Source organism: Nostoc sp. CALU 1950, from assembly GCF_051172895.1.
Lineage (GTDB): Bacteria > Cyanobacteriota > Cyanobacteriia > Cyanobacteriales > Nostocaceae > Nostoc > Nostoc edaphicum_A.
Genome location: NZ_JBDNJQ010000019.1, coordinates 17,519 through 44,483, shown reverse-complemented (window position 1 = coordinate 44,483; position 26,965 = coordinate 17,519). Strand labels below are relative to the sequence as shown.

28 protein-coding genes are annotated in these 26,965 nt (G+C 41.8%); 22 read left to right on the top strand and 6 right to left on the bottom strand.

Going from position 1 to position 26,965, the window contains the following annotated elements:
* Positions 1-52: 52 nt before the first annotated feature.
* Complete coding sequence (gene ctpA, locus ABF638_RS08310) at positions 53-1,297, bottom strand: carboxyl-terminal processing protease CtpA (protein WP_435021857.1); 1,245 nt, start codon at positions 1,295-1,297, stop codon at positions 53-55.
* Between the two features lie 406 nt (positions 1,298-1,703).
* Between ctpA and petB the strand changes: the two genes are divergently transcribed.
* The 6 genes from petB (at position 1,704) to ABF638_RS08280 (ending at position 7,131) form a co-directional block, all read left to right on the top strand.
* The gene (petB, locus tag ABF638_RS08305; RefSeq protein ID WP_181930360.1) at positions 1,704-2,351 is read left to right on the top strand and encodes a cytochrome b6; all 648 of its coding nucleotides are present in this window, start codon (positions 1,704-1,706) and stop codon (positions 2,349-2,351) included.
* Positions 2,352-2,607: 256 nt separating this feature from the next.
* Positions 2,608-3,090, top strand: coding sequence for a cytochrome b6-f complex subunit IV (gene petD / locus ABF638_RS08300; protein ID WP_181930359.1), 483 nt, complete (start codon positions 2,608-2,610; stop codon positions 3,088-3,090).
* Between the two features lie 442 nt (positions 3,091-3,532).
* A complete protein-coding gene (locus ABF638_RS08295; protein WP_069068486.1) occupies positions 3,533-3,976 on the top strand; it encodes an ATP-binding protein in 444 nt (147 codons plus the stop codon).
* A 551-nt stretch (positions 3,977-4,527) separates the two neighbouring features.
* A complete protein-coding gene (locus ABF638_RS08290; RefSeq protein WP_435021854.1) occupies positions 4,528-5,517 on the top strand; it encodes a GDP-mannose 4,6-dehydratase in 990 nt (329 codons plus the stop codon).
* Between the two features lie 10 nt (positions 5,518-5,527).
* Positions 5,528-6,715, top strand: coding sequence for a glycosyltransferase family 4 protein (locus ABF638_RS08285; RefSeq protein ID WP_435021852.1), 1,188 nt, complete (start codon positions 5,528-5,530; stop codon positions 6,713-6,715).
* Between the two features lie 44 nt (positions 6,716-6,759).
* A complete protein-coding gene (locus ABF638_RS08280; RefSeq protein WP_420758457.1) occupies positions 6,760-7,131 on the top strand; it encodes a hypothetical protein in 372 nt (123 codons plus the stop codon).
* Between the two features lie 42 nt (positions 7,132-7,173).
* Here the strand turns inward: ABF638_RS08280 and ABF638_RS08275 are convergent, their stop codons facing one another.
* Positions 7,174-7,605 carry a hypothetical protein gene (locus ABF638_RS08275; protein WP_435021850.1) on the bottom strand — a complete coding sequence of 144 codons (432 nt, stop codon included), beginning with the start codon at positions 7,603-7,605 and terminating at the stop codon, positions 7,174-7,176.
* A gap of 440 nt (positions 7,606-8,045) precedes the next feature.
* Here ABF638_RS08275 and ABF638_RS08270 point away from each other — a divergent pair, with 440 nt between their 5' ends.
* The 12 genes from ABF638_RS08270 (at position 8,046) to ABF638_RS08215 (ending at position 17,980) form a co-directional block, all read left to right on the top strand.
* A complete protein-coding gene (locus ABF638_RS08270; RefSeq protein WP_435021848.1) occupies positions 8,046-8,390 on the top strand; it encodes a hypothetical protein in 345 nt (114 codons plus the stop codon).
* 182 nt (positions 8,391-8,572) lie between these two features.
* The gene (locus tag ABF638_RS08265; RefSeq protein WP_435021846.1) at positions 8,573-10,711 is read left to right on the top strand and encodes a pentapeptide repeat-containing protein; all 2,139 of its coding nucleotides are present in this window, start codon (positions 8,573-8,575) and stop codon (positions 10,709-10,711) included.
* Positions 10,712-10,886: 175 nt separating this feature from the next.
* Positions 10,887-11,375 carry a hypothetical protein gene (locus ABF638_RS08260; RefSeq protein ID WP_435021844.1) on the top strand — a complete coding sequence of 163 codons (489 nt, stop codon included), beginning with the start codon at positions 10,887-10,889 and terminating at the stop codon, positions 11,373-11,375.
* Between the two features lie 144 nt (positions 11,376-11,519).
* The gene (locus tag ABF638_RS08255; protein ID WP_069068445.1) at positions 11,520-11,726 is read left to right on the top strand and encodes a hypothetical protein; all 207 of its coding nucleotides are present in this window, start codon (positions 11,520-11,522) and stop codon (positions 11,724-11,726) included.
* A 204-nt stretch (positions 11,727-11,930) separates the two neighbouring features.
* On the top strand, positions 11,931-13,187 hold the full coding sequence (locus ABF638_RS08250; protein ID WP_435021842.1) for a GNAT family N-acetyltransferase: 1,257 nt from the start codon (positions 11,931-11,933) through the stop codon (positions 13,185-13,187).
* Between the two features lies 1 nt (position 13,188).
* Positions 13,189-13,665, top strand: coding sequence for a Holliday junction resolvase RuvX (gene ruvX / locus ABF638_RS08245; RefSeq protein ID WP_435021839.1), 477 nt, complete (start codon positions 13,189-13,191; stop codon positions 13,663-13,665).
* A 143-nt stretch (positions 13,666-13,808) separates the two neighbouring features.
* Positions 13,809-14,381: a DUF3727 domain-containing protein gene (locus ABF638_RS08240; RefSeq protein ID WP_069068442.1), complete on the top strand. Its 573-nt coding sequence runs from the start codon at positions 13,809-13,811 to the stop codon at positions 14,379-14,381.
* Positions 14,382-14,614: 233 nt separating this feature from the next.
* Positions 14,615-15,241 (top strand): hypothetical protein, encoded by a 627-nt coding sequence (locus tag ABF638_RS08235; protein ID WP_435021836.1) that lies wholly within the window; start codon positions 14,615-14,617, stop codon positions 15,239-15,241.
* 53 nt (positions 15,242-15,294) lie between these two features.
* Complete coding sequence (locus tag ABF638_RS08230) at positions 15,295-15,834, top strand: YqeG family HAD IIIA-type phosphatase (RefSeq protein ID WP_181930350.1); 540 nt, start codon at positions 15,295-15,297, stop codon at positions 15,832-15,834.
* Positions 15,835-16,120: 286 nt separating this feature from the next.
* Positions 16,121-17,230 (top strand): glutamate 5-kinase, encoded by a 1,110-nt coding sequence (gene proB, locus ABF638_RS08225; protein WP_435021834.1) that lies wholly within the window; start codon positions 16,121-16,123, stop codon positions 17,228-17,230.
* Positions 17,231-17,400: 170 nt separating this feature from the next.
* Positions 17,401-17,637, top strand: a complete 237-nt coding sequence (locus ABF638_RS08220; RefSeq protein WP_069068439.1) for an AbrB/MazE/SpoVT family DNA-binding domain-containing protein — start codon at positions 17,401-17,403, stop codon at positions 17,635-17,637.
* Positions 17,624-17,980: a type II toxin-antitoxin system PemK/MazF family toxin gene (locus tag ABF638_RS08215; RefSeq protein WP_435021831.1), complete on the top strand. Its 357-nt coding sequence runs from the start codon at positions 17,624-17,626 to the stop codon at positions 17,978-17,980. Before ABF638_RS08220 ends, ABF638_RS08215 begins: the two co-directional genes overlap by 14 nt.
* Here the strand turns inward: ABF638_RS08215 and ABF638_RS08210 are convergent.
* The gene (locus ABF638_RS08210) at positions 17,943-18,932 is read right to left on the bottom strand and encodes an ROK family protein (RefSeq protein WP_435021829.1); all 990 of its coding nucleotides are present in this window, start codon (positions 18,930-18,932) and stop codon (positions 17,943-17,945) included. The genes ABF638_RS08215 and ABF638_RS08210 overlap by 38 nt on opposite strands.
* Before the next feature lie 111 nt (positions 18,933-19,043).
* Here ABF638_RS08210 and ABF638_RS08205 point away from each other — a divergent pair, with 111 nt between their 5' ends.
* Positions 19,044-19,274, top strand: coding sequence for a hypothetical protein (locus ABF638_RS08205; RefSeq protein WP_435021826.1), 231 nt, complete (start codon positions 19,044-19,046; stop codon positions 19,272-19,274).
* A gap of 101 nt (positions 19,275-19,375) precedes the next feature.
* Here the strand turns inward: ABF638_RS08205 and ABF638_RS08200 are convergent, their stop codons facing one another.
* Together ABF638_RS08200 and ABF638_RS08195 are read right to left on the bottom strand one after the other, a co-directional pair.
* Positions 19,376-19,990, bottom strand: a complete 615-nt coding sequence (locus ABF638_RS08200) for a Uma2 family endonuclease (RefSeq protein ID WP_435021824.1) — start codon at positions 19,988-19,990, stop codon at positions 19,376-19,378.
* A gap of 172 nt (positions 19,991-20,162) precedes the next feature.
* Positions 20,163-20,363 (bottom strand): hypothetical protein, encoded by a 201-nt coding sequence (locus ABF638_RS08195; RefSeq protein ID WP_435021821.1) that lies wholly within the window; start codon positions 20,361-20,363, stop codon positions 20,163-20,165.
* Positions 20,364-21,451: 1,088 nt separating this feature from the next.
* Here ABF638_RS08195 and ABF638_RS08190 point away from each other — a divergent pair.
* On the top strand, positions 21,452-22,429 hold the full coding sequence (locus ABF638_RS08190) for a sucrase ferredoxin (protein WP_435021819.1): 978 nt from the start codon (positions 21,452-21,454) through the stop codon (positions 22,427-22,429).
* Between the two features lie 186 nt (positions 22,430-22,615).
* Here the strand turns inward: ABF638_RS08190 and ABF638_RS08185 are convergent, their stop codons facing one another.
* Positions 22,616-24,205: a helix-turn-helix domain-containing protein gene (locus ABF638_RS08185; protein WP_435021817.1), complete on the bottom strand. Its 1,590-nt coding sequence runs from the start codon at positions 24,203-24,205 to the stop codon at positions 22,616-22,618.
* Between the two features lie 928 nt (positions 24,206-25,133).
* On the opposite strand from ABF638_RS08185, the gene fdxB reads away from it, so the two are divergent.
* Together fdxB and ABF638_RS08175 are read left to right on the top strand one after the other, a co-directional pair.
* Entirely contained in the window at positions 25,134-25,427 is a 294-nt protein-coding gene (fdxB, locus tag ABF638_RS08180; RefSeq protein WP_069068483.1) for a ferredoxin III, nif-specific, read from the top strand.
* Between the two features lie 498 nt (positions 25,428-25,925).
* Complete coding sequence (locus ABF638_RS08175; protein WP_435021814.1) at positions 25,926-26,903, top strand: cytochrome c oxidase subunit II; 978 nt, start codon at positions 25,926-25,928, stop codon at positions 26,901-26,903.
* The last annotated feature ends 62 nt before the right edge of the window (positions 26,904-26,965 follow it).

Here is a 26,965-nt window from a genome sequence, read left to right as displayed (position 1 = left end):
GTATTGAATGCTGAGTAATAAGTGAGATTCCCTACTCAGCACTCAGCACTCTTCATGCCTTTCCCGCCACCACCGAATTTTTCACCAAAAGTTGTACTGCTGCTTGATATTGCAGATCCGCTTCAGTACCAATCTGTTCGCGGTTAATGGCTGCTTGGGAAATAACTGTATCCGGTTTAATACCTAGTTTGTTAATATCCCGGTGTTGAGGAGTTTCATACTTAGCAATTGTGACTGCCAAGCCCGAACCATCTGATAATTCAAATAAGGATTGAATTAAGCCTTTTCCAAAGGTGGTTTCGCCTACCAACTGGGCGCGACCATTATCTTGGAGTGCGCCGGCGAGAATCTCACTGGCACTAGCAGTTCCTTGATTCACCAAAATCACCAGAGGATCGTTCGTCAGGGCTGGTCCAAGGGCTTCAAAACTGCCCTGAATGCCTTGTCGGTTAACAGTGTAAACGATAGTGCCGGAGTCTAACCATAGACGGGCAATTTCAATTCCTGATTGCAATAGCCCCCCAGGATTATTTCGCAAATCTAGAATGTAGGCAGCAGCCCCTTTTTTTTCTAGACTAGAAATAGCGTGTGCCAATTCCGTTGAGGCGTTGGCATTGAATTGAGTCAGGCGTAGGTAGCCGATAGGCGTATTGTCCGTGGAAACACGCAATTCGGAAACCACAGGGTTAAGAGCAATGCGATCGCGTGTTAGTCTAATTTCCGTTTCTGCTTCTCCGTCCCGTTCGATCAGTAAAGTGACAAGGCTGCCACTTGGCCCGCGCATTCTGGTTGCAGCTTCATCAAGGGTGAGATTTTCTGTAGAGACGCCTTCAATTTTGAGAATGCGATCGCGTGGTCTAATCCCCGCTTTATCTGCCGGTGAACCGGCGATGGGAGCCACTACTTCTAACTTCCCATTCTCAGAATTCAAGGCAATTTGTAATCCTACCCCAGTCAGTTCCCCAGAAGTATTTACCTGCAAGCTGCGGTACTGCTCTGGATCTAAAAAACGGGTAAAAGGATCGTCCAGGCTCTTGAGCATCTTCCCAATCGCCGCATAACTGGCATTTGAGTCTGCCAACGGCTTCTCCAGAACCTTTTGCCTGACTGCTGCCCAGTTTTGATGATTAAAAGTCTCATCTAGATAAGTGCGATTAACAATTCGCCAAACTTCCGAAACCAGCTTTTGTTCCGTCGTCAAAGCCAGAGCCGGCTGGGTGAGCGTACCCAACGCCAACCAAAACGCCATTAGCAATGAAAATCCAACCCGAAAGACTTGTTTGTTCATGAACCCCATTATCAATTCCACCTCAACCCAAATTGGCTAGAAATGCTCACTTCCCCTGTTGTTGATGAAATCTATCTCTCGATTATGTTACTTTTTTTATAGAAGTGGTGCATTTTTCTCATCAAGTTGTTCAGTCAACTGATGCATCGTATCCACTCACCAAAGGATAAAATCTACTTTGTGTCCACCATTTTGTGTGTAGGGGCGTAAAGAGATCGCAATATATTCTATCTTTACAGAGTGTAAAGTTTCTGAAGTCTCTTAGCACGCTGAAAGCTGACAAGCAAACTAAAAAACTCCCCTTTACGAAAATCCCAAAATTGCTAATTGGGAGAGAAGTCTGAGCGAAGGCTTCTGCCGATTCAGAACTTCGGGATTTATCAACCGCAACCGACTTTTAGGAACTTGAGATTGTATGGCCAACGTTTACGACTGGTTTGAGGAACGCCTAGAAATTCAGGCGCTCGCTGAAGATGTCACTAGCAAGTACGTCCCTCCCCACGTCAATATCTTTTACTGTCTGGGTGGAATTACCCTGGTTTGCTTTCTGATCCAGTTTGCCACTGGATTTGCCATGACGTTCTACTACAGACCAACAGTTACTGAAGCTTTCTCCTCAGTAGAATACATCATGAATGAAGTCAACTTCGGTTGGCTAATTCGCTCCATCCATCGCTGGTCTGCGAGCATGATGGTGTTGATGATGATTTTGCACGTCTTCCGGGTTTATCTTACTGGTGGTTTCAAAAAGCCCCGCGAACTAACCTGGATAAGTGGTGTGATCCTGGCTGTGATTACAGTTTCCTTTGGAGTTACTGGCTACTCCCTACCTTGGGATCAAGTTGGCTACTGGGCTGTGAAAATTGTTAGCGGCGTACCAGAAGCAATTCCCGTGGTTGGCGTTCTGATTTCTGACCTGTTGCGCGGCGGTTCGAGTGTTGGTCAAGCAACACTAACTCGTTACTACAGCGCCCACACCTTTGTACTGCCTTGGTTGATTGCAGTCTTCATGCTGTTTCACTTCTTGATGATCCGCAAGCAAGGCATTTCCGGTCCTTTGTAATCTTTAGCTATTAGCAAAAGGCAACATTTATCAGTTTTCAGATCAAGTTGTTTGTTTTAAACTTATGAAACACAAGAAATTAATTGCACATAAGTTACAAAAAACAAACACTTGTATCTGAAGCTTAAAGCTGTAGATGCCCTCCAGGCGGCAGACTGTAGATAGAGAAACACTGTTTGCCCCCTGCTGTTTGCCTAGTAGCTGATAGCTTTCACAAATGCTTTAATTTAACTTAAGCAGGAGAGCACATTTCAAAATGTCAACACAAAAAAAACCTGACCTGAGCGATCCTCAGTTAAGAGCCAAACTCGCTAAAGGCATGGGTCACAACTACTATGGTGAACCCGCTTGGCCTAATGATCTACTTTACGTCTTTCCAATTGTGATCATGGGTTCCTTCGCTGCCATTGTGGCTCTAGCTGTGCTAGATCCCGCAATGACCGGTGAACCAGCAAATCCTTTCGCCACACCATTGGAAATTTTGCCAGAGTGGTACTTGTATCCAGTCTTCCAGATTTTGCGATCGCTTCCTAACAAACTTTTAGGAGTGTTAGCAATGGGTTCCGTACCAGTAGGTCTAATCCTCGTTCCCTTTATTGAGAACGTGAATAAGTTCCAAAACCCCTTCCGCCGTCCAGTTGCAACCACAGTATTCCTTGTTGGTACTCTTGTAACCGTATGGCTGGGTATTGGTGCTGCTTTGCCATTGGATAAATCTTTGACCTTGGGACTATTCTAAATTAGTCACCACAAAGTGCTTTGACGCCTGTGAGTTTCAAGAGCAGATGCAGATGTGCTTTTGAAAACAATTAACAGGCGTCAATTTTAACAAGAGAGGCAGGAGGACTGTGTGTTGAAAGCAAGAGATAAATTCCTTCCTGCCACCTGCCTCCTGTCTTCTACCTTCTTCAATAGTTCAGATTGCATCTGGGATTTTGAAGTTTTGGATGGAAAAACTATTCCAGAATCTCAAATCACCAAGAATCAACAAATACAAACATTTTTTACTTACTTAACGTAAGTTGCTAGTTACAACCCTCCGAATGCCAAAATCGTTCATGTTTTGTATTTTGGTACGCAGAATATGTAAATTTAGATTTTTTTATGTCAGAGAAATTTTGCGAGTAGCGCAAAATTTAATAACTAGCAACTTGGGTTTACTTATATTCAAGTCACAGTTAATGCTTACTATAGTGCAGCAAGACCATCTGACGGTTAAGAGCGAACTCAGGCTCCTAAACCAGGTGCAAGAATGGTTTGAGCAATTTTGTCTGCAACATTTGTCTCAACTTGGCTGGTCAAAAACCCAACTTGATCGCCTTAATTTAGCATTAGCAGAAGGCTTTACCAACGCTGTTCGTCACGCTCATCATGCTTTACCGCCAGAAACAACTATTGAGATTAATGTTTATCTGTGGATTGACCGACTAGAGATTAGAATTTGGGATTATGGAAAACCTTTCAATCCTGATGCGATCGCAGAGCCAGCCCCAGGTACTCTACAAGTAGGCGGGTATGGATGGTTTCTCCTCCGGCGGTTGGCAGACCGTGTTGTATACGAACGCGGTACAGATGGTAGAAATTGCCTGCTCATCGTCAAATACTCTGTAGAAGCACAAAAGTAAAAGTGAACTAGTCAAGGGTAAAGGAAGCTAAGAATACTTCTGATGCCAATTTTGGCTTTTAAGAAGAGGCGGAGCGTAGGGAAAGAGTACCGACGGAGTGCGAGGACTTGTCTTCTCTACGTTCGCGCAGCGTGTCGCAGACAGACGCTCTTGCTAGCTTGGTTATACTTAACAGCAAGCAAGACAAAAAAAATTCTCCTGTGGTCGCCGCTGCTAAATTTTAGCCACTCACTTTAAAACAGAAGCACCAGCAGAAGGAGTTTCTGCTCAAATATAAAGTTATTTGATTGATAAAAGTATACTCTTTTTTCAAAATTACCTGAATTGGAGTAATATATTTTTTACGTGAAATTGCTTAGTAATTATGATTTTTTTGTAAAATTTCAAAGAATATTTTTGTATAAAAAAAATTAGTGAATACAGTAAAGATAGCATTCGAGTTACACTAGCTCACTTGTTAACATTTGTCAGCAGTGTTGAGAGCCTTATTTTTTGTTCTCCAACAAGATGCCATTTTGTGCTTAAAGAGATAGAGAGAACAGGGGAGAAATATGACTAAGACAGCCCTAATTACAGGAATTACTGGTCAAGATGGCTACTATCTCAGCCATCTGCTTCTCAACCGTGGTTATCGTGTTGTAGGATTAGTGCCTCCACATCGACAACCGAATTTGACAAAACTGGGCACACTGGCAAATCAGGTAGAAATTTTTACGGTTGACTTGAGGGATAGTGCGGCACTACTGACCGCAGTTGAACAACTACGTCCCCAAGAAATTTACAATCTAGCGGCTCCCAGTTTTGTCCCCGACTCCTGGAACGATCCGTTGGGAACCCTAGACTTGATAACTGGTACAGCTACTAGACTCTTAGAAGCAGTACGAAAAGTTGGTTTGTCTACCAGATTTTATCAAGCCAGCAGTTCAGAAATGTTTGGCGATGTATTCCTCTCGCCTCAAGATGAGGAAACTCCTTTTCGTCCTAAAAATCCCTATGCTGCGGCTAAGATGCACGCCCACTGGACAATGGTGCATCACAGACAGCGCTATGGACTATTTGCTTGTAGCGGAATTTTATATAATCACGAGTCTCCTCTACGCGCACCTCAGTTTGTCACACGAAAAGTTTCTTTAGCAGTCGCATCGATAAAATTGGGTTTAACTGACACCTTAGAAATAGGTAATCTAGATGCCAAACGCGATTGGGGTTTTGCGGGAGATTACGCAGAAGCAATGTGGCTGATGTTGCAAGTTGATGAACCCGAAGAATATGTGATTGGTACAGGTAAACTGCATAGTGTCAGAGATTTAGTTGCCACAGCTTTTGAGTCTGTCGGCTTGGATTGGACACACCATGTAGTCCTAAATACTAGTTTATTGCGGCAAGATGAGCATTTTCAACTAGTAGCTAACCCCAGTAAAGCGAAAAGAAACCTCGGCTGGGAACCCCAAGTGAGCTTTGAGGAACTTTTAGAAAAAATGGTCAAAACAGATTTGGAGCGCTTACAGAGTGGTGCAATCGCACCCTTACCGCGAGTTTAAATGATCTAATATGCACATCACTACAGTGGCAGAAAACCTCAAGTTAGGTGATAAAGTTAACAAAAAAACTAACCATGTCTTCGTGTTCTTAGAAATTTTTGCTCACGAAGGTGGTATTCAATCATATATAAAAGATATTTTTCGCGCTTATCTGGGATTGAGCCAAGACTACAAGGCAGAAGTCTTTTTGCTACGAGATAGTCCTGATAGCTTAAATGTGTTTGAAGACGAGAACTTAAAATTTCATTACTTTAAAAATCAGTCTCCCTATTTGGGGAGACTGCAAATGGCAGCGGCTTTACTTAAATGTCTGTTGCAAAGCCGTCCCCAGCAAGTTTTCTGCGGTCATATTAACTTAGCAGTACTAGTACAAACTCTTTGCCAGCCCTTGGGGATTCCTTACACTGTGCTAACTTACGGTAAAGAAGTTTGGGAACCGCTGAAAAATCAAGAACGTCGCGCCTTGATATCAGCAATTGGAATTTGGACAATTAGTCGCTACAGCCGCGATCGCGCTTGTGTTGCTAATAGTCTAAACCCCAAAATGGTACAAATGATGCCTTGTGCAATTGATGGAGATAAATTTACACCTGGTTCCAAGCAGCCAGAATTACTTCAGAAGTATGGCTTCACTGGTGCTAAGGTGTTGATGACAGTAGCGCGGTTATGGTCAGGGGATATTTACAAGGGTGTAGATGTCACCATTCGGGCATTACCACAAATCGCTCAGGTTTTTCCAGAAGTAAAATATTTGGTAATTGGTCGCGGTGATGACCAACCACGATTGGCGCAGCTAGCAAAAGATTTGGGTGTGAGCGATCGCGTCGTATTTGCTGGTTTCGTTGCTACAGAAGAATTAATGGAACATTACCGCCTTGCTGATGCCTATATTATGCCTTCGCAAGAAGGCTTTGGCATTGTTTATCTAGAAGCAATGGCTTGTGGAGTACCTGTATTATCTGGTGACGACGATGGTTCAGCTGACCCCTTGCAGGATGGTAAACTGGGATGGCGAGTACCACACCGCAGTCCTGATGCTGTAGCAGCAGCTTGTATAGAAATGCTTCAAGGGGATGACCAGCGATGTGATGGAAAGTGGCTGCGAGAACAAGCGATCGCTCTGTTTGGCATAGATGCCTTCCAACAGCACTTGCAAAAAATGCTTATATCCTCAGTTTTGAGTCCTAATAACAAATGACTAAAATCGCTATCCTAGAAGGAGAGCAGGACAACATTTAAAAAATGAGCTTTAAGTCATTTCAATTGAACCTTTTAAATCTCCGACCTTGGCTCACCCTGCTGGCAGTTATTTGGTTGCTAGCATCACTGGGCTTGGGTTGGTTAGTCAATTCGTTACTAATTATTGTCGGGTTGCTGTTTTTGGCACCCATTGTGGCTTTTTTTGGCTTTCGTTGGTGGCTGCAACGCAACTTGGTTGCTGATCAGTGTCCCGTCTGTGGATATGAATTTACAGGTTTAAACAACAGTCAGTTGCAGTGTCCTAGCTGTGGAGAGTCACTGCTAGTACAAAATAGTCATTTTCAGCGCTTCACACCAGAAGGCACAATTGATGTCACTGCTGTGGAAGTTCCAGCCAAATCGTTGGAAGATTAGTCATTGGTCATTAGTCATTAGCGAAGTCCAAATGACTAATGACTATTTATTTTTTTGCGAGATCGAGAGGGTGTAGTTATACTCTTGTGGTGATAGTTCGCCCACGTACAGCGAGTATTTTCCTGCCTGCCAGTAACCAGAAAGTTCTGACTTACCTCCAGAGTAACTATCTGCTAGTACACAAAAGCGCCCTCCAGGCCCGTCGATCAACAGTGTTGGTTTCCCTTGACTCTCTACTGTTAATCGCAAATAAGGTAGTGACTCCGTAACCTGGATCAATTGATTAGGTTCAGTAGTAATATTGCCACAATTGCTTTTCACAGTTCCCCCAGACTTTCCGTTCAAAATCAGTGGATCTGGTTGGAGATTCCGATTAATTTGGATTGTTGGTGTTTGTGCCAAATTAGCCTCAGTGAAAACCAAACTCATCACCAAAGCTGTGGGAACAATTGCAAGTAGCCTAAGCGTCTTCATTTTAATTAATGCTCCAGATTTTTTTAGAGCAATATTGTTATATGGTCTGATTTAATAGACGACGGCAAGCCGTCTTGGTTCCAAAATCTGCCGTATAAAGTAATACCATTCAGTTAGGGATTGTTTGTGAAGATTTGATGGATGTGTGTAGAGACTTTGCATTGCAAAGTCTCTACATCAGAAATTGGACTTACGCAAAACTAAATGCTGTAGGGGCAATTGATGAATTTCCCTTACCTGAAAAAAAGGGTTTCGGCTATTGTTTGCGTAAGCCCTGAGAAATATTGATGTCTGAAAGGCAACAAGAAAAAAACATAAATTTTCCCTGTGCAGACAGGTCTTACAGGCACAGACATTAGCTAAAATCACTAAGACAGCCACCAAAAATAGAATTTGGCTGGTCTGTTGAATAAGTGTGCTAACTGAGGTAGAAAAGATTGATGAATCCTCAACCAGAAGAAGACTTACAGCGTCGCCTCGATAAGCTAGAGGCAGAAATTAATTCCCCACCTGGGGTGGTTTCCGAACCACAAGAACAAAAACAAACGCCTCAGTCTGTTTTTGCTAACTTGAACTTGCAGTTGGAGCGATTTCAGATTTGGTTCAACAGCTTATCTGGAACAAAAAAGCTGGTAGTTTCGGGTCTGACGGTGCTAGTGGGCTTGGCGATGCTGCAAGCAGTGTTTAAACTAGTTGCATCTGTAATCAGTGTGGCACTTTTGGCAGTGTTAGTGTATGTTGGATACAAATTTTTTGTGTCTGGTAGCTTTCAACGTAAGCAATAAGTTGATATGCATTTACTTTGCACTCTGCCCGGAGTTATGAAAGTCAGGAGCAAGAATACAAAGGGTTCCTGACTTATGACTTCTAAAGTCTATTTCAATATGCTTTTCTTTTTGCTGATCAGCTTAATCTATTTTAATTGTGCCGATCGCGGCGTAGAAATAATATCAAAGGGAATTATGCGATGACATCACCAATTGTCAGGAGAAGTAATCAATCTGGTCAGTCAAAAGAACCGGAAAGAGCCAATTCGCTGTTGCTAGCAAGCAGGCGTTTTGCTGCTTGGGCGGCTGAAATCACACTAGTGGTTACTAGTGGGTTGATTCCCTTCGGCATTGGTGTCTATGCCAATTCTAGAAGCGATCTGAACCGAGTACCGCTTAACCCCGTGCTGGTAGTCACAGAAAGAGCGATCGCTAGACCCTTAGCTTTGCCTGTGAGCTATGGCATCCGTAACGTCGCATGGCCAACTAATATTTTGTGGATGATCGCCCTGTTAGCACCTGTAACTCTCTCATGGTGGCAATTGTATTTACTAGCTAAGACTGGTAGCACAATTCCTAAACGTTGGTTAAAAGTGCGGGTTGTCAACGAGCAAGGGAAGCCGCCTGGTTTGGGCGCAGTGGTGATTAGAGAAGGAGTTGGGCGTTGGACTGTACCCATTTCCATCGCTTATCTGCTGTGGCGCTACAGCTTTGCTTTTCCGAATTTAGGATTATTCACATTTTTGTCTTTGTTAATGATTGTGGGTGAAGGGATAGGCTTACCGTCACGTCGGGGGCGTCGCGCATTGCACGATCAACTCGCAGGCACTCATACAATAGATGCACTCTTAGCTAGCAACAGACAAGTTCAGTCTGCTGGCGGTAATGATGAAGCAGAAGAATGGCAAGAGGGAAATGAAGAATTAGCGGCAGCCCAAACCAATCAGTCGCCTAATCTGTGGCGGCGGATACAGCAAAATCCCAATCTAACTTTGTTTGGGGTAGGGCTGACGAGTATGACTGCTGTGTTGGCAACTTTAATTGGCACTCAAGTTTATATCCAAATTCAACAATCCCAGCGAACAACTCAGCAAATTAATAGCCAACAGTTCCTCGAACTTGTCAAACAATTGACTCCCAACTCTGGGGCGACTAATGAGCAACGCCAAAGTGCAATTCTAGCTATGGGTGGTCTTAATGACCCACAATCCATTAAATTTCTGGCAGATTTATTAGTTAGCGAAACCAACTCTAGTCTTCTGGATACGATTCAACAAGCTTTGACAACTGTCGGGCCTCAAGCCATCCCTGAATTAAAAAATAAGAATCAGTTTTTGGTTAGCGAACTGGAATCTGTGGGTAGCACTGCAACCAAAGAGCGGGAATTGCGGCAAGGACGGCTACAAAGAAACCAGCGGACGATCAACAAGATTCTCTCTGTTTACAGCGGGAAAATCGAGGGCGTTGACCTTAGTAGCACCCAATTAGGTCAAAGCGGTACTCCTGGAAGTTCCTTCTTCAACTTGGTACTAGACAGCCTTGATTTATCAGGAGTTAAGTTTAAATCTGCAAATCTTAACCAAGCCAGCTTTAAAGGTAGCCGCTTCCGGAGTGCGGGTGAGGATGGACGCTGGGATACTTACGACGATGTGATGGCTGATTTAAGCCAAGCTCAGTTGCAGCAAGCCAATCTTACTGATGCTAACCTCAGTCGTGTATTGATGAACCGTACCGACTTGAGCCGCGCCACTCTCAATAGAGCTAACTTATCAAATGCGCGTCTATATGACGCTAAACTCAATAGCACCCAGCTAGTAGGAGCCGATCTGCGAAACGCAGTTTTGGAAAAAGCCAGCTTGACTGGGGCTGATTTAGGTGACGCCAAATTGAACGAAGCCAATCTATATGCCGCGCGTTTAGGTCGCGCCACTGCTATAGGAACACAATTATCCTTTGCCAATTTAACTAACACTGATTGGCAAGGGGCAGATTTATCAGGAGCCTATTTGGATCGTGCTAATCTCAGCAATGCTAACCTCAGCGCCACTCGATTAGCTGGTGCTGTTTTGCGTTCTGCCCAGATGGAAAACGTTAACTTGCAAAATGCCGACCTGAGTCTTGCAGATTTACGGGGGGCGAATGTTACTGGAGCAGATTTTAAGGGAGCAATTCTCGCCCCTAGCAAACAAGATCCAGCAGATCAATTTGTCCAAACCCCAGATTTAGGCTCAGTATCTGCCGTAGTCCAAGGTGTTGATTTTTCTCAAGCCAAAAATTTAGATGCCAAGCAATTAGCGTACATTTGTACTCAAGGAGGCATTCATCCCCGTTGCCCGTAGAATGGGGACTGGGGACTGGGGACTAGGAACTGGGGACTGGGAACTGGGAACTGGGAGATGAGGAAGCAGGGGAGCAGGAAGAGAATAACCGATGCCCAATTCCCCATACCCAATGACAAATGACAAATGACAAATGACAAATGACAAATGACAAAATGGTGTGAGGAGTTAGGTGATGAAATATATTCCATATTTGGTTTCAGTTCTGGGGGCTGGTTTGGTCTTGAGTCTGGCGACTACTAAACCAGCACAAGCTCAAGTAGCCTATGGTAGTTATATCGGTATAGGCCCCACTATTGGTGTTACCGATGGTATCCAACTTGGAGGAGTGATAGCGGGACGATACAAGCTTTTGGAAGCACCGATTTCACTGCGTGCCCAAGTGTTAATTGGTAATAATACGGCAATTGTGCCAACGGTTTCCTACGATTTCCCCCTGAACTGGCAAACTGATGCCTACCTGGGCGCTGGATTAGTGTTGGCTAGTGGTGGTTCTTCTCCTGTGGGCGATAAAATTAGTTTTGCTTTACAACCGGGCATTGATTATATGATCCCAAATAGCAATACTGTGCTTTTTGGCAACGCCATCATTGCTTTTGATGCCTACCGTGATAGCGGTGGTACAGCTATCTCTGTACAGGGTGGTGTTGGTTTGAGATTTTAATGGGCAGATGAAAATCATATAGCGATCGCTATCCCTAAGAAGCGTTAAACTTCATTGCAAATTAAGAAGTTAGTCTAAACAACGTGATAGTTTTTGGTCATGAAGAGAGATAGCACAGGATTAACACAGGAGAACACAGTGGCAATGGAATCAAATTTATTAACGGATGCGGGCGCAGATGAAATGAATCAAGATTTCAGTGAATATGTCGCCAACCTGCAACTTCACATGACTCTGCAAGCTCGCAATCTTGTTCCAACCCTGAAGCAAACACTGGTAGATAGTCGCCAGCAATTACTCCATCAAACCCAAGCCAACTTTGAAAAGCTAGTTTCTCGACAAGGGCTATAAATATATACAAATTTTAATCAAAATTCAAATAAAATAAGGGCAGATGTTGTTGGGTCAATACCAATGGTGTTCTCACAAGGTCTGCTTTTTCTGCTTCTTTAAGTATTAAGTTACTAAAATCACCCTTTTGGCACAATAGTAGAAAGCAGAAACTAGTTAAGATGATTGCAGCAGTTCCTTTGAAGAGCAGTTAGTTACGGCTAAATGTCGGCTCGAATAAAAATGACTTCATTACTTCCCAGAAACCTCAGCGTTGTTATCCGACCAGTCCAATACCGGGATCTGGACGGGATTGAGCGCATAACTCAAGAGTCATTCGCAGCCCTAACTCCCAAGGGAGCAGGTTTTGCCATCAGCCAGATGCAAAGGCTGCGTCGCTGGTATGGATTACTCAAATTTTTAAGCTGGTTTCCTAACCCGCTTCAGTATCGCCTCTGCGCCTATGTAGCAGAGCAAGGGCGGTTGCTTCTAGGAATGATTCAAGTGTCACCCTTTAATCGGACACGCAGCACTTGGCGGATTGATCAAGTGCTACTAGAGCGTGGTGTCGATAAACAAGGAATTGGTTCGCAACTTTTGCGTCATTGCTTTGAATCGATTTTGGAAGCTCGGACTTGGCTACTGGAAGTTAATATTAACGACATTGAGGCGCTGGCATTATATCGACAAAATGGATTCCAGCGTCTGGCAGAAATGACTTACTGGGAAATTGGGCCAGAATTACTGGCTGAATTGGCACAAGCAGAGCCAGATTTGCCCAACCTCATGCCAGTGAGTAATGCTGATGCCCAGTTGCTATATCAACTAGATACGGCATCAATGCCACCTTTGGTACGTCAAGTTTTTGACCGCAATACCCGCGACTTTAAAACCAGCTTGTTCGGCGCTTTAACTGATGCAGTGAAGCAATGGCTGACCAAAACAGAAGTGGTGAGTGGTTACGTATTTGAACCTCAACGCAAAGCTGCGATCGGCTATTTTCAGGTGCAACTTGACCGCAAGGGTGAAGTTCCCCATGCTGCGACGCTGACAGTTCATCCTGCTTACACCTGGCTATATCCAGAATTACTATCTCAACTGGCTCGCATTGCCCAAGATTTTCCCCAGCAAGGGTTACAACTAGCCTCTTCAGATTATCAGGCAGAGCGAGAAGAATATTTGGAGCGAATTGGGGCAAAACGCATAGAACATACATTAGTTATGTCTCGCTCTGTGTGGCACAAGCTACGGGAGTCTAAATTCGTCTCCTTAGAAGGAATCCAGTGGACTGATATGCTGCAAGGTTTACAACCGGCACGTAAACCTATACCAGGTGGAATGTCATGGATACAACCAGGAAAGCTGCCATCGTCAGATAAACCACTGCCAAGTAAGTCAGAACCGATTAACTTTTCGGGAAAAAACCCTAGCATGGAAGCATCGCTGATTCCTGAATCAGCAGATGTACAACAGGAGAATTAGTGTGATATCCCAAGAGCAAGCAAAACCGTTTATTTCAGCCTTGGGACTAGATTTTGGTCGCAAGCGAATTGGTGTGGCTGGGTGCGATCGCACGGGTTTAATTGCCACGGGGATCACCACAATTGAGCGTGCATCTTTTGAGCAAGATGTCGAGCAAATCCGACAACTAGTTAATGAACGTGAGGTGCAAGTCCTAGTGATGGGCTTACCTTATTCAATGGATGGCTCAATAGGATTTCAGGCGCGTCAAGTTCAGAAATTTACAACAAGACTTGCTAAAGCACTAAAACTGCCTGTGGAATATGTGGATGAGCGATTAACTTCATTTCAAGCAGAGCAACTGCTGATAGCTGAAAACCGCTCCCCGTCACGCCATAAAGGTTTGATTGACCGCAAGGCAGCCGCTTTGATTTTGCAACAATGGCTGGATGTTAAGCGTGCCAGTTCCCGTAGTTCAGTGGCGGTTATTGAGTATTGATACCTTTTAACATGATATTCTGAAAACGATTAGCCAGCAGTTGTATCTACGTATAAAGCTATTTGATTGACATAATCTGTCATTAATGATAGTTAAGCGATTTTCAAAGTTGCTGGTATTTATTAAATTTTTACATTTCGGCTATGTTTTCTCCTCCATTTCCTGAAGAAAATGATAACGCTCACGCGGGTTCCATCACTTTAACCGATGACAAAGGGCGATCGCTCGACTGTTACATAGAGCATTCCCTGGAGGTAGATGGACAAGAATACGTTTTACTTCTTCCTGTAGACTCACCTGTAGAAATTTTTTCTTGGGAAGGCGACGATGAGGAAGAAGAAGCAGTTCTAGTAGAAGACGACAACATAATTGAGCAAATTTTTGCTAATGCTCAAGCTGTACTATCTGAGCAGAACCTGATACTAAAGAACACAGCTTATGCTCTGACAGTTGCAGGCGATTTACCACCAGTTGAAGAATCAGAACTCTTCACCTTAGAAATCGAAGACGAAGGTGAAGATTTAGAGCCAGAGCAATTACAGCTACTCGCTAGCTTCTATGATGAAGATCAGGAGTATGCAATTTATACACCACTTGATCCACTGTTGTTTTTTGCACGGATAGCAAAAACAGGTGAACCTGAATTACTTTCTCCAGAGGAGTTCCGCCAAGTGCAGCCTCTGTTAGAGGAACATCTTTTTAATGAAGTGGAATAAGATAAAAAATTCAAAATGTTACATTTTCATTTTGAATTTTTTAATTGGGAATTTTGATTGTCATCACAATCCAGTTAAACCTTTTACCATGTCTCATTAAATGTGGAAGCAATGAAAGACTAGCGCTAAATTGCGACAATTAATGTTGTTTAAAATCCTGAAAAAAGCATTTTAGTTGGCAGAGATTTTCAATTCCATTATCCAAAATCCAAAATTGCTATGAGGTGCTGAAAATGGCTTATAGCGACTTTACATTAAGTAAATTTAAAAAGTCATTCAGCATCCACATTGATGAAGAAACTGATTTATGTGCGGACATAGAACCTCTACAGGCAAGCGAAAAACTCAAAAATTCTTTAGAAGAAACTACAGAACTGGCTTTAGCAATTAATACTGAAAAATCCCGTTCAGAAATGATTATCACTCCGATATTGTTGGAGGTAAGACGCAGGGCTAATTATCCAATTAGTTTGTTTTCAGGAACAGATTTTAATGTAGATCCAGAAAAGGGTCTGAATGGCTATTGTGACTTTATTATCAGTCGTTCTAAAGAGCAACTAACAATTAATGTGCCTGTAGTGGTTATTATTGAAGCCAAAAATGAAAATATTAAAGGTGGATTAGGTCAATGTGCAGCAGCAATGTTGGCAGCACAACTGTTTAATCAACAAGAAGGAAATGAAATTAGTAAAATTTATGGTGCAGTAACAACAGGGGATATTTGGAAGTTTTTGCAGTTAGAAGAAAACAATATATTTATTGATTTGAGTAATTATTACATCAAAGAAATAGATAAGATTTTAGGGATTTTATCTCAAAGTGTTCAGGGAGATATTCCAGGATCGGGTTCGACTAACTAAACTATATTGGGTTATGCTCATTTGTCTTAGCTATCTACATTTGACTGTTGACTATGGTCTGGAACAATCTTTTACAGCCTGACTTGATTTTAGAAGGTTCAGTGTTGAACCTAACACCAGATATTATCCAAAAATACGGGCTTAAAGGGCTGGTATTGGATGTAGATGAAACTTTGGTACCTTTTACAGTCGGGATAGCTTCCCCAGAACTACGAGAGTGGGTAGAGCAAATCCGTACCTGTACTGCATTGTGCTTGGTCAGTAACAATCTCAGTGAAGCGCGAATTGGTGGCATTGCGCGATCGCTCAACTTGCCTTACTACTTGGGTGCAGCCAAGCCTTCCCGACGCAAAATTAGGGCAGCACTTAGGGGAATGGATCTACCAGTGCATCAAGTGGGTATGGTAGGCGATCGCTTGTTTACCGATGTCATAGCAGGTAATCGCCTGGGAATGTTTACCATTTTAGTCGAGCCGATTGTTCATGCCGATGCGGCTCTCCGCTCTCATCCCATCCGCAACTTTGAAGTTTGGATATCTGAAATTCTGGGAGCCTCTATTACCCCCAAGAAAACTAAGATTCACAAAAGTTGAGAAGTCGTCAGGAAAGTAAATCTAAAGAAATCATTAAGGAATCTTTATGGAATCCAAAAATCGGGGATCATAAGTATTAATAACATGGGGTCAGCCAAAAAAGACCCTAACTCATACTAAGTAAATATACCCCGTAAAGCGTCAACCTTCACCATAGAGGGATTGGCGCTTTACAATTTCTTTAGTCATTTGTCCTTTGTCATTTGTCCGTTGTCATTCGTCAGTTACTAATGACCAATGACTAATGACCAATGACTAATGACTAACGACCAATGACTAACGACCAATGACTAAAACAATTGTTGTCAAAATCGGTACTTCTAGCCTAACTCAACCAGAAACGGGACAATTAGCGCTTTCTACCATCGCTACTTTAGCGGAAACACTCTGCCATTTAAGACGCCAAGGACATCGGGTAATTTTGGTTTCCTCTGGCGCTGTGGGGGTGGGTTGTGCGCGATTAGGCTTAACTGAACGTCCCAAGGCGATCGCACTCAAACAGGCTGTAGCAGCAGTTGGACAAGGTAGGTTAATCCGTATATATGATGATTTATTTACTACTCTCCAACAGGCGATCGCTCAAGTATTACTGACACGGAGCGACTTAGTACAGCGCAGCCGCTATCTCAACGCCTACAACACCTTTCAGGAATTACTGGGACTGGGAGTGATCCCCATAGTCAATGAAAATGATACCGTAGCAATAGACGAACTAAAATTTGGTGATAATGATACCCTTTCGGCATTGGTTGCCAGCTTAGTAGAAGCAGATTGGCTATTTTTGCTCACCGATGTCGATAGGTTGTACTCAGCCGATCCGCGTTCTGTGCCAGATGCGCGGCCGATTGCTCTAGTTAGTAGCATTAAAGAATTAGCTCAATTACAGATACAAACAGGTTCCCAAGGTTCTCAGTGGGGTACTGGTGGGATGGCGACAAAAATTTCGGCTGCGAGAATTGCGATCGCCGCTGGAGTGCGGACTGTAATTACCCAAGGGCGATTTCCTCGGAATATCGAAAAAATTATCCAAGGTGAACTGATTGGGACGCATTTTGAACCGCAACCAGAACCAACTTCGGCGCGTAAACGTTGGATAGCTTACGGTCTAGTACCTGCGGGAAAATTGTATTTAGATGAAGGTGCGATCGCGGCAATTTCTCTAGGAGGAAAATCTTTATTAGCTGCTGGAATTAAAGCCGTAGAAGGAGAATTTGACACACAAGATGCTGTGCAATTATGTGACAGCAACGGTAACGAAATTGCCAGAGGACTTGTGAATTACAACAGCAATGAACTGCAAAAGATTCGTGGGTGTCATTCACGAGAAATTTCCACTATTTTAGGTTATCCAGGTGTGGAAACCGTGATTCATCGAGATAATTTGGTTTTGACTTAAAATGGAAATGAGATAAATATGGTTAAAAGTAAGTTATTCCCAGAATTAGATTTATCCCTGCTTAATCGTTGTCTGTTATTATCGTCTCCTTGGAAGCTATTAGAGAGTTTCGCCAAGATATTCAACAGTAATAGTAGGTTAAAGAAAACAATAATCAAATCTTTCCAAAGATGACTAACCAAAAGCTGACCTTAGAAATTCCAGAATCTCTGTTTGAGCAATTGCATCATCTTGCGGAGTTAACTGGTAAATCTATAGAATCCTTAGCATTGCAAAGCATTACGAGCAACTTATCTTCCTTAAGTGAAAAAGTACATGACCTCGATGAACTTCTGTCACGAGTAACACCCGATAATTTACATAGTGAAATTGACAGTGGAAAGCCTGTAGGTCATGAAATATTCTGAATATGAATTATACATACCGAAGCAGGGTGATATTATTTGGATAAACTTCACGCCTCAAATTGGACGTGAGCAAGCAGGTAGGCGTCCTGCTCTTGTCATCTCACCACTTAAATATAATCGTCGAGTTCGACTGGTCTTGGTATGTCCGATTACTACAAAAGTCAAGGGATATCCTTTTGAAGTACCTGTTTCAGAAGGTTTAGCAGTATCAGGAGTAGTGCTGGCACAGGTGAAGTCTTTCGATTGGCAAGAAAGAAAAACCGAGTTTGCTTGCAAAGCACCAGCTGAAGTCACAGTTGAGGTTATTACTCTACTGAGAACTTTAATACCTCTACCAGAATAGAAGCGATCGCTACACCGCCCCACAATGGCGCATCATCTCCCAGCACTGCGGGCACAATTTCAAAATCAACTTCTGGTAAAGCCGTCTCCCGCGCCACTTGACGCACCACTTGCCAAAAATACTCCCCCGCCTTCGTCACACCGCCTCCCAACACAAAGCGCTGCGGATTCATCAAGTTCGCTACATTGCCAATACCCACACCCAGCGCCCAAGCAGCTTTGTGCAAAACTTCCTTAGCCAAATCATCCCCAGCCGCCGCCGCCTCACTTACCAACTGTCCTGTCAGCAACGTTAAATTATCGCCCACCAAACCCCTCAAAACCTCCCCATCTCTGAGTCCTCCGCGCCTCTGCGGTTCAAGTTCCAAAATTTCTCTTGCATTTTGCGCCATATAAGGCCCCGAAGCCAAACGTTCCACACATCCCCGCTTCCCACACAAACAAACTGGCCCAGCCGGATCTACAACCACGTGTCCAATTTCGCCAGCCATCCCACCAGCACCCCGCCAAGGCTGGCCATTGAGTATCCAACCACCACCCACGCCAGTGCTGACAGTAATGTAAAACAGGCTATCGTATCCCTGTCCCGCACCAAAGCGGTGTTCACCCAAAGCCGCAACGTTAGCATCATTATCTACACCAACAGGAACACCAAATTCCTCCTCTAGCAACCTTTTGAGAGGAATATTTTCCCATCCAGCGACATGATGAGATAGTCGCACTGTCCCTGTGGAAGCATCCACTGGGCCACCAAAGCTGACACCGATCGCAGCAGGTTTTGCATCTTCTAGCAAAGAGTAAATGAGCGATCGCATAATTTCTAAGTCAGTGTTAGCATCTGCATCGACTGGCGATAGACGACGTTCATAACGTAACCACTTTCTCGAACCCATATTTACCAAGGCTGCCGCCAGCTTAGTTCCGCCAAAATCGAGAGCTAAAATTAATGTCATACTTTTTTATGCCCTTTATACATCATTACTATACGTAGTTTCATTCTCAAGAAAGATGTTTGAAAGCAAAATAAATTTAACCATAAAGAAAAGTACATGATTTAGCAAATAATGACTCCCGAACAAGCAAAACCACTTATTGATTTGTCTCATGCAAAAGAACCTCCTCGTTCTATCAATCTTGATGAGAATAAGGAAGCCGCTCCCCTTGAACCGGAAGAAATTAGCGGTCAGACTGAGGATGACCCCATTAATAATGCTTTTAATGGCCAAGAAGAAAGTGCAGAAAATGTTGGTAATTTTGCTAACATTCCCGGTGCAAGCAGTTTGCAATTAGACTGACTCTAAATATTATTAACTTACTCACCCACTTGTACAGAATTCATACTGAATTCTGACTCCTGAGTTCTGAATTCTTCTTATAAATGATGGCAAGATATGGTTTAGTTAGCCGCATCAAAAATCTGTTGTGCGGTTAAATTTAATTGGGGAAAGATAGGTGATGAAATTGCGGTGTTACCTTGAAACGGTGTCATTTGATATTCACCATCAACTAATTCGCATACAAAAATAGTGGGTTGCTTAGGATTGCCGATGAACTTTCTTGCACCCAATGCAGCATAATCAGCAATCCAATATTCAGGAATGCCCATTTCCTCATAATCTCTAAATTTATTGTAGTAATCATCTCGCCAGTTAGTTGAAACAACTTCAATAACTATTGGAACCGATGCTGCTTGGCTTACTGTTGACTGTTTTTGAAAAAGCGGTTCATTGTCGAGATTATCAAGATTTAGCAGCAACACATCAGGTGAATAAGCTGATTCGGCAGTAGGAGTTTTGACTAATGCGGTTTTGGGAATTCCGTAGGGTAAATTAAGACGATCAAACTCCACGGTTAATTTCCGCGACAAAAATGCAACAACTTTTTCATGCGCTCCGGTTGGGGGTGGCATTTCAACAATTACTCCCTTGTGTAATTCATAGCGTTTACCATCGTTGGGATACCATTCGCTAAATTCATTGAAGGTGAGTAATTTGGGCAAGGCTTGGGTCATAATCTTACCTCCACATCTGTTTTACTTTATCAAAATATTCACAATTTCCGTTGGAATAATTCAATATATTTTTACTTTCATAGTATTTATATAGGACTCATATTTGATTTTTGAAAAAAAATCGGTACACCTTAATCTTCTGAAATCCTATTGCCTACCTACGCAAATGATTTCAGTAATCAAACCGGATTCCTATATCAAGGTGGTTTACCATTTTGCGATCGCTGATTTGGTAAAACCCAAGCTCAAGAAAGTCGATTGAGGCTTTGTCCTCAACAAAATGAGAGTGCTTTGGTAAAAAATGATTCAATTCTGCATTAAAGTAAAAATATGCGATCGCCATAACCACAGTTATTTCGATTAGTAGAGGCACACAACTATACGCCCTGACTAGCAACAATTTGTCACAATTGCAAAATTGTATCTATTATATTGAAAGTATAAATACTTGTTCTAGTCAGCTATCTCCACTAACAAATGCTCATTAAGCTTGATTTCACCAACCTCCTGGAAGCAACAAACTGTAAAGAAGCCATAAAGATTCCTAAATACTTGCATTTCTAATTGACTTCAGTTAAAGTCAAGGCAGATACCTATCATCAAACCCTGACATGAACTTCAGGAAGTTAGATTAGGTAAAAAGGTAAATACTAGGTTTGTTAAGGTTAATCTCAGTGACGCTGCTAATAATTAGTCACTAGTTTTGATTCTTAACTTATCGCACATGGAGTACGGGGCAGTAAAGGATTTACCCCTGACTTTGTTATTTTTATTTTTTCTCATCTAATTGAGAATTATTTGCAACATGTACACTTCGATAGATGCATTAAAAGCAGATAGTGTGGAAGAAGTCTTAAAACAGTATTGGCTTACGAAAGTGATCTCTACTTATCAAATATTTCCGCATCTACCTTTAGGAATATATTATTCACAAGAGCGACACAGCATTATATCTTTATGTGTAAAAACAGGATTTGTAACTAGCTATGTAGATAACTTCAGCAAAACTTTAAACAAGTGTGTTGCTGCTAGCAATCTTTTGAATTGTAGTATCAGCTACATCGATATTGCAAGTAAGCTAATAGTTGGTAACTTTTCAAGCCACTTTGCATATACACACAGTATTGAATATATTTGATTTGGAGAAAGAAACCAAATTCAGAAAAGCCGAGTTTCAGCAAGTGAAAATTTATAAAATACCAAATAACAATAAAACTAGATACAAAATTAACGCCGCTTATACGGAAAAATCTATCTTGACACTATTTATCTCTATTGTGGAGAATTTATTAACCGGAAAGACCTTGATCAATAATGATGTTATAAAGTGGCTACCTAGTTTTGACTGGGAAATACATATTGTTCTTTTTTATCTCCTTGACTGAAGGATATTGTAGCCCAGAACACAATTGTAGTTTGTAATACCTTTTGTCCATAAAATACGCTAATGAGTATAGATAGATGAATACTTTTTTTTGTTCTGACGATTCACAGCAAGTAGGAGAAGATGTTATTGGTAGTGCCACCAATTATCAAACTTATATTTTAGTTGAGTGTCCTTTACCTTGGACATCAGAAGCCTTGAATTCCAAATGGGTGCCCCAGAATTTAAGGATTTTGGTAGAAGAAGTTAAGCGTGCTAAATTACCGATTAGATTCCTCTTAATTGCTAATGATGTATCACACAAAGTAAACCACACTACGCTTTTGATTTATCAAAAAAAAGAGGGTTTAAGTAATGGATACCATAAGCAAGAGTTTAAGCTAGGCAATATTGAGGAAGTAGCAGAAGTTGTCCAAAAATGGTTATGGGGTATCAGTTCTAATTCTGAAGTAGAAACTAGTACAACTAGAGATATTTTAGTTTGTACCCACGGTAGCCATGATAAGTGCTGTGCCAGATATGGCGCTCCTTTTTACTTCAAAATTACAGCGAGTAATGCTGATTTGTGCTTGGATAATGTGCGAATTTGGAAATCATCGCACTTTGGTGGACATCGGTTTGCACCAACAATTATAGACTTGCCAGAAGGAAGATATTACGGTCGTATAGATATAGATTCATTTAGATCAATTTTGACTCGGACTGGCGATATTCAATGCTTAAATAAAGTCTATCGGGGCTGGGGAATTCTGCCTGCTGCACTTCAGGTTTTGGAAAGAGAACTAATCCTCTGTAATGGATGGGATTGGTTTAACTACAAAGTTTCAGGCAAAATTTTGGAGCAAAGTTTAGACAATAATACTATCCTAGCTGAACTAAGTTTTGAACAACCTTCTGGTTCTTTCTACACTTACCAGGCTAAACTTGTGAAAGACGAAACTAAGACTCAACAACTGAAGAGTTCATGTAATGCTACACGAGAGTTAGTAGTTACCAAATATGCTGTAGGTAGTCTCTGGATTACCTCTAGTAAGGTCATGAGTTATAGTACATAAAAAAGGTGAGTTTTTAAACGCAGAGGGACGCAAGGGGAAGCGCAGAGGTGCGCGGAGTATTGCTGAATTTAGTATAACGCTGCACAAATTCGTAACAAAATCTCTGTGTACCTCTGCGTTTCCCAGCCTGCGGCAAGCCGCAAAAGCGTCTACTGCGCCCCTTTGCGTTTAAATTCCGAATCAAGATTAAGTCATATTTAAGACTTTTCTTAAAAGTATTTGGTCTTCTAATTTGGCCTTTAAACGGCCATTTTCAATATCTCGAATCCAGCTTTGGCTTTTACCTGTGAGTTTGGCCAATTCTCTTTGGGAAAGATTCAAATTTTTTCGCGCTTCCAAAATCTGTTCACCTAGTAAATCATTTGTAGCTTTAGGCTTCTTTTTGGCTTTAGCAGTTCGTCGTTGCTTTTTTTCTGATTCTGAGATTTGCTGTTCCCATTCTGCTGGAAGTTCAAAAGCCAAAATCCGCGCATTCATGAGCAGATTCCATTTACCACGGGGGCCTGTGTCTGTGAGGCGAGTTTCAGCACCACCGTCATTAGTCCAAAATTCTAATGCTTCATCTGGATCTTCGGGAAGATCGATTAACTTCGCCCACAAAGGTTGAATTTCTGGTGGGTAAGTAACTGGATCGAAAAGTGGTTTCATTCCATAGTGATTGAGAATTTCCAAATCACTTTCAAAAGTTCGCAGCAGACGTTTGCGTTCTTCTCGTTGTCTGGATGCAAGGGCGACTTTTTCCTCACCATAAGCAATACGCAGCAAGGTAGGAATGGTGATGCGTTGTTCTTTGCCCATTTTGGTTTTAAACAGCAACCACAGCATTAGTCGGACTGCGCCTTCATGTTGCTGCCAAATGCTCATAACTGTGGTTAACAGCGTCTTAGGGAGACTGCCGTATTGATAGAAGGCGGTTCGCTCTTTACATGCTTGTTTGTTTAAGAAATATTGCGCCCATAAGCCTGCTTTTACTTTAAAAGTTAGCCCAATTAGATATTTGCATCCGAGATTGTCTTCTTGAAAGTGGTGTTGAATGTCTACTAAATGCCATAAGCGGCTGTTTGTAACAGAAAATCCGTTAATTCGACCTTGTTGGGGCCAGTCAATGGAGATAACCAGGGAACAAGCTTGCTGGACAAGATTTTTCATTAAAGCTAGTTTGGCAGCTTTGCTTAAATCTTTGCGTTTCTCCATCCCCAAATATTTCTCAATTTGCCGCTCATCGATCGCAAATTCTTGCTCCCAAGGTTGCTCTAAAGCTGTAGCGTAAGCTGCAAAAATCAGATGTATGCAAGCGGCTCTGATGTCAAGCCCTTCAATTGCGGCTATATCTGTGGCTTTGTCGTTAACTTTGAAGGGATCTTGGATGTGAAAAGCGATCGCACCTCGGCCTTGATTGACTTGTCGCCCATAACTGATGTAGCCTTCCTCATCGGTTTCCCAGTGTAGCGATGTGCGTTGCGCTAATACATTACAAGCTTCCCAAATTGCGATCGCTGAAGCAAATGGATTATTCTTACCATTAGAAAACAAGTCTAAACTGGTAGCATCTCTCGGTTCAACTTTGCATCTCCCCTTTTTCGCTTGCCAAGGAATGGGAGACTTAGTTGGACAAGCTATTACACATTGTGGTTCGGGATAATAGCCCTCACAATTATTACAAAGACCAGGATCAACCCAGTATTCATTGTCCTCTATTTTGATTGCACCCGTAGGACATTGGGGGCGGCAGTTGTCACATCCAACGCAACTGTTGTTAGGAATTGTATAAGGCATAAGGCTCTTTTCCCACTCTAATCGTTGAGATGTCTGTCTCAGGTCTCCCCTGGATGAGTCCTGTTTATTCATGACTCGCCACCACATTATCTTTCTGGCGAGAATAATCTTTTCTCGCCACATTCACTTTCCACATCCATATCTTGAATTTGCATCCAATTGGAAGCTATTTAAGGCTTTTAAAGCGAGCCTGATAAAACTTCTTTATTAACTATACATTTCATGAAAAAAATGATTAATTTGTTCGTGTCGAGCTTAGAAAAAAACCTTAACATTTATTTAATTACGTATTTAATGAACATTTTACATTTGACCATAGAGTGTTTTTAGAACATATTTAAGTCTGTGACGATTTGATTTCATCTGATTTATTAATAATTTTAATATTTAATGCATGATCATATTCTGCCATCAAATTTACAGTTCCTTCATAAATCAATTCGATTTCTTCACATGAAAGAAAAATGTCATCATTTATCTAAATAATTGAATCCAAAGCGAATTTAAAATTGTTGCTTTATAAAATACATATTGCATATATCAAACTGTAACTCATGAACATATTATTTTGTATTCATGTATACAGTTTATCTATATCTATCTGCCTCAACCTAAATATATTTGAAAAATAATATCATCATTTTTATCTGAAAAACCTCTTTTATATAAGGAGAGATTTTTTGAATTATCCCCATTATCTACTAGGGTTAATGGCTGATAAGTTAGTTGATAACCAAATATGTATAATAATTATTGGCAATAACTTTCATTTATTATTTGAAATAAAAAACAATGTGCAATTGTGTTCATAGTCATCGAATTTTGATGAGACAAAAGTCAGCTTTGAATACAAAAAAAGAAAAGATTAGGATAATATGATGATTAATGCACACACAGATTGACAGGCAAAATTGCCGAGGAATTATTCATGGCACAACTAACAGGTTTGACATTTGGTGGTAAGGCTTGGACACCAAAATTCGCTCAAGAAATTGACAAGGATAAATGTATCGGCTGTGGCAGATGCGTTAAAGTATGCGGCTACAATGTGCTAGGTTTGAAGGCGCTCAATGAAGAAGGCGAATTTGTAGAAGATGAAGATGATGAAGAAATTGAACGGAAAGTAATGGCAGTTACTTCTCCAGAGAATTGTATTGGTTGTGAAGCTTGTTCAAGGATTTGCCCCAAGAATTGCTACACCCATGTTGTATTAAACAATTAAGGTTTTGGAAGTTAGTCAAAATTGTTGTTCATTCAAGGAGGCACTGTTTGTATAAAGCGCTAATGCGCTAGGCAAGGTAACTTGAGGGGAATACTAAATATTTACTGTAATTAATAAAAAGTTCACAGTAAACAAATCCGTAAATCGCAAAATGTTAGCTATTAACAAATTTAAACTTGCTGCTAATATAGCCTAATCAATATTAGGACTAACAGTGCCCTCTTGGAACAACTAGCTTTTCTGAAAGCAGGGGGCTAACTTTGTCATAGGAGTTGAAATATAATTTGTAATTTTCTGGGGGAAAGATATGGAAAAAATCTGGAAGTTTCCCCCTTTTTTTATGACTGCACGTTAGAAAGTTAATAAGTGAAAAGGGAATGGGGAATAGGGAATGGGGAATGGGGAATAGGCAATAGATAAAAATGCTGAGTGCCCAATACCTAATATCTAAAACCCAAAAAATCACACCTTAAAAGACTGTTTACACAGGTAGCATGTATGCAACAAGTTCCTGTTTCACTATGGACTCTGGTTGCTGGGATAGTAGTTACAGCAATCAGTATTTGGATTGGTCAAAACCACACTCTTATGCCGGTGCAGGCATCGTTACAAGCGCCTTTGGTAGACGGTTTTTTCAACGTTATGTTTACCATTGCGATCGCACTCTTTTTGGTGGTAGAAGGAACAATTGTAGTTTTTTTGGTGAAGTTTCGTCGCCGTCGCGGTGATGATACCGATGGTTTGCCAATAGAAGGTAACGTTCCCTTAGAAATCTTCTGGACAGCAATTCCAACAGTGATTGTTCTCTGTTTGGGCATCTACAGCGTAGATGTTTTTAACCAAATGGGCGGCTTTGAGCCTGCGGGTCATCCTCATTCAGCAGCTCATGTTGCTCATAAGTCGGGAACAGCTATTGCAGCTACATTAAGCGATATTTCTGAAACAACAGTTTCTCCAACAATTGGGATTGGCGCATCTCCTCAAACCCTGGGGAAACCAGCCGACTTAGTTGTTGATGTCAAAGGCATACAGTATGCCTGGATATTTAACTATCCTGATAGTGGCATTACCTCTGGGGAATTGCATATTCCCGTCGGTGCTGATGTCCAACTCAACCTTTCAGCACAAGATGTAATTCATTCATTCTGGGTTCCAAACTTCCGCTTGAAGCAAGATGCACTTCCCGGTATCCCTACCGAACTACGATTTGTTGCTACCAAACCAGGTACATATCCTGTAGTTTGTGCTGAGTTGTGCGGTGGTTATCACGGTTCAATGCGGACAGAGGTAATTGTCCACACAGCGGAAGAATATGATAGCTGGCGGACAGAAAACCAGATTGCTCAACAACAAAATCTCAATCAAGTCGTTGCGGTTAATCCAGCCGACTTATCAACATCAGAGTTTCTCGCACCCCACACCCATGAAATGGGAATCAGTGCAGCAACTCTAGAGTCATTGGTCATTAGTCATTAGTCAAACGATTTTGGATTTTAGATTTTAGATTTTAGATTGGTTCTACCTACAAGGGACGAGAC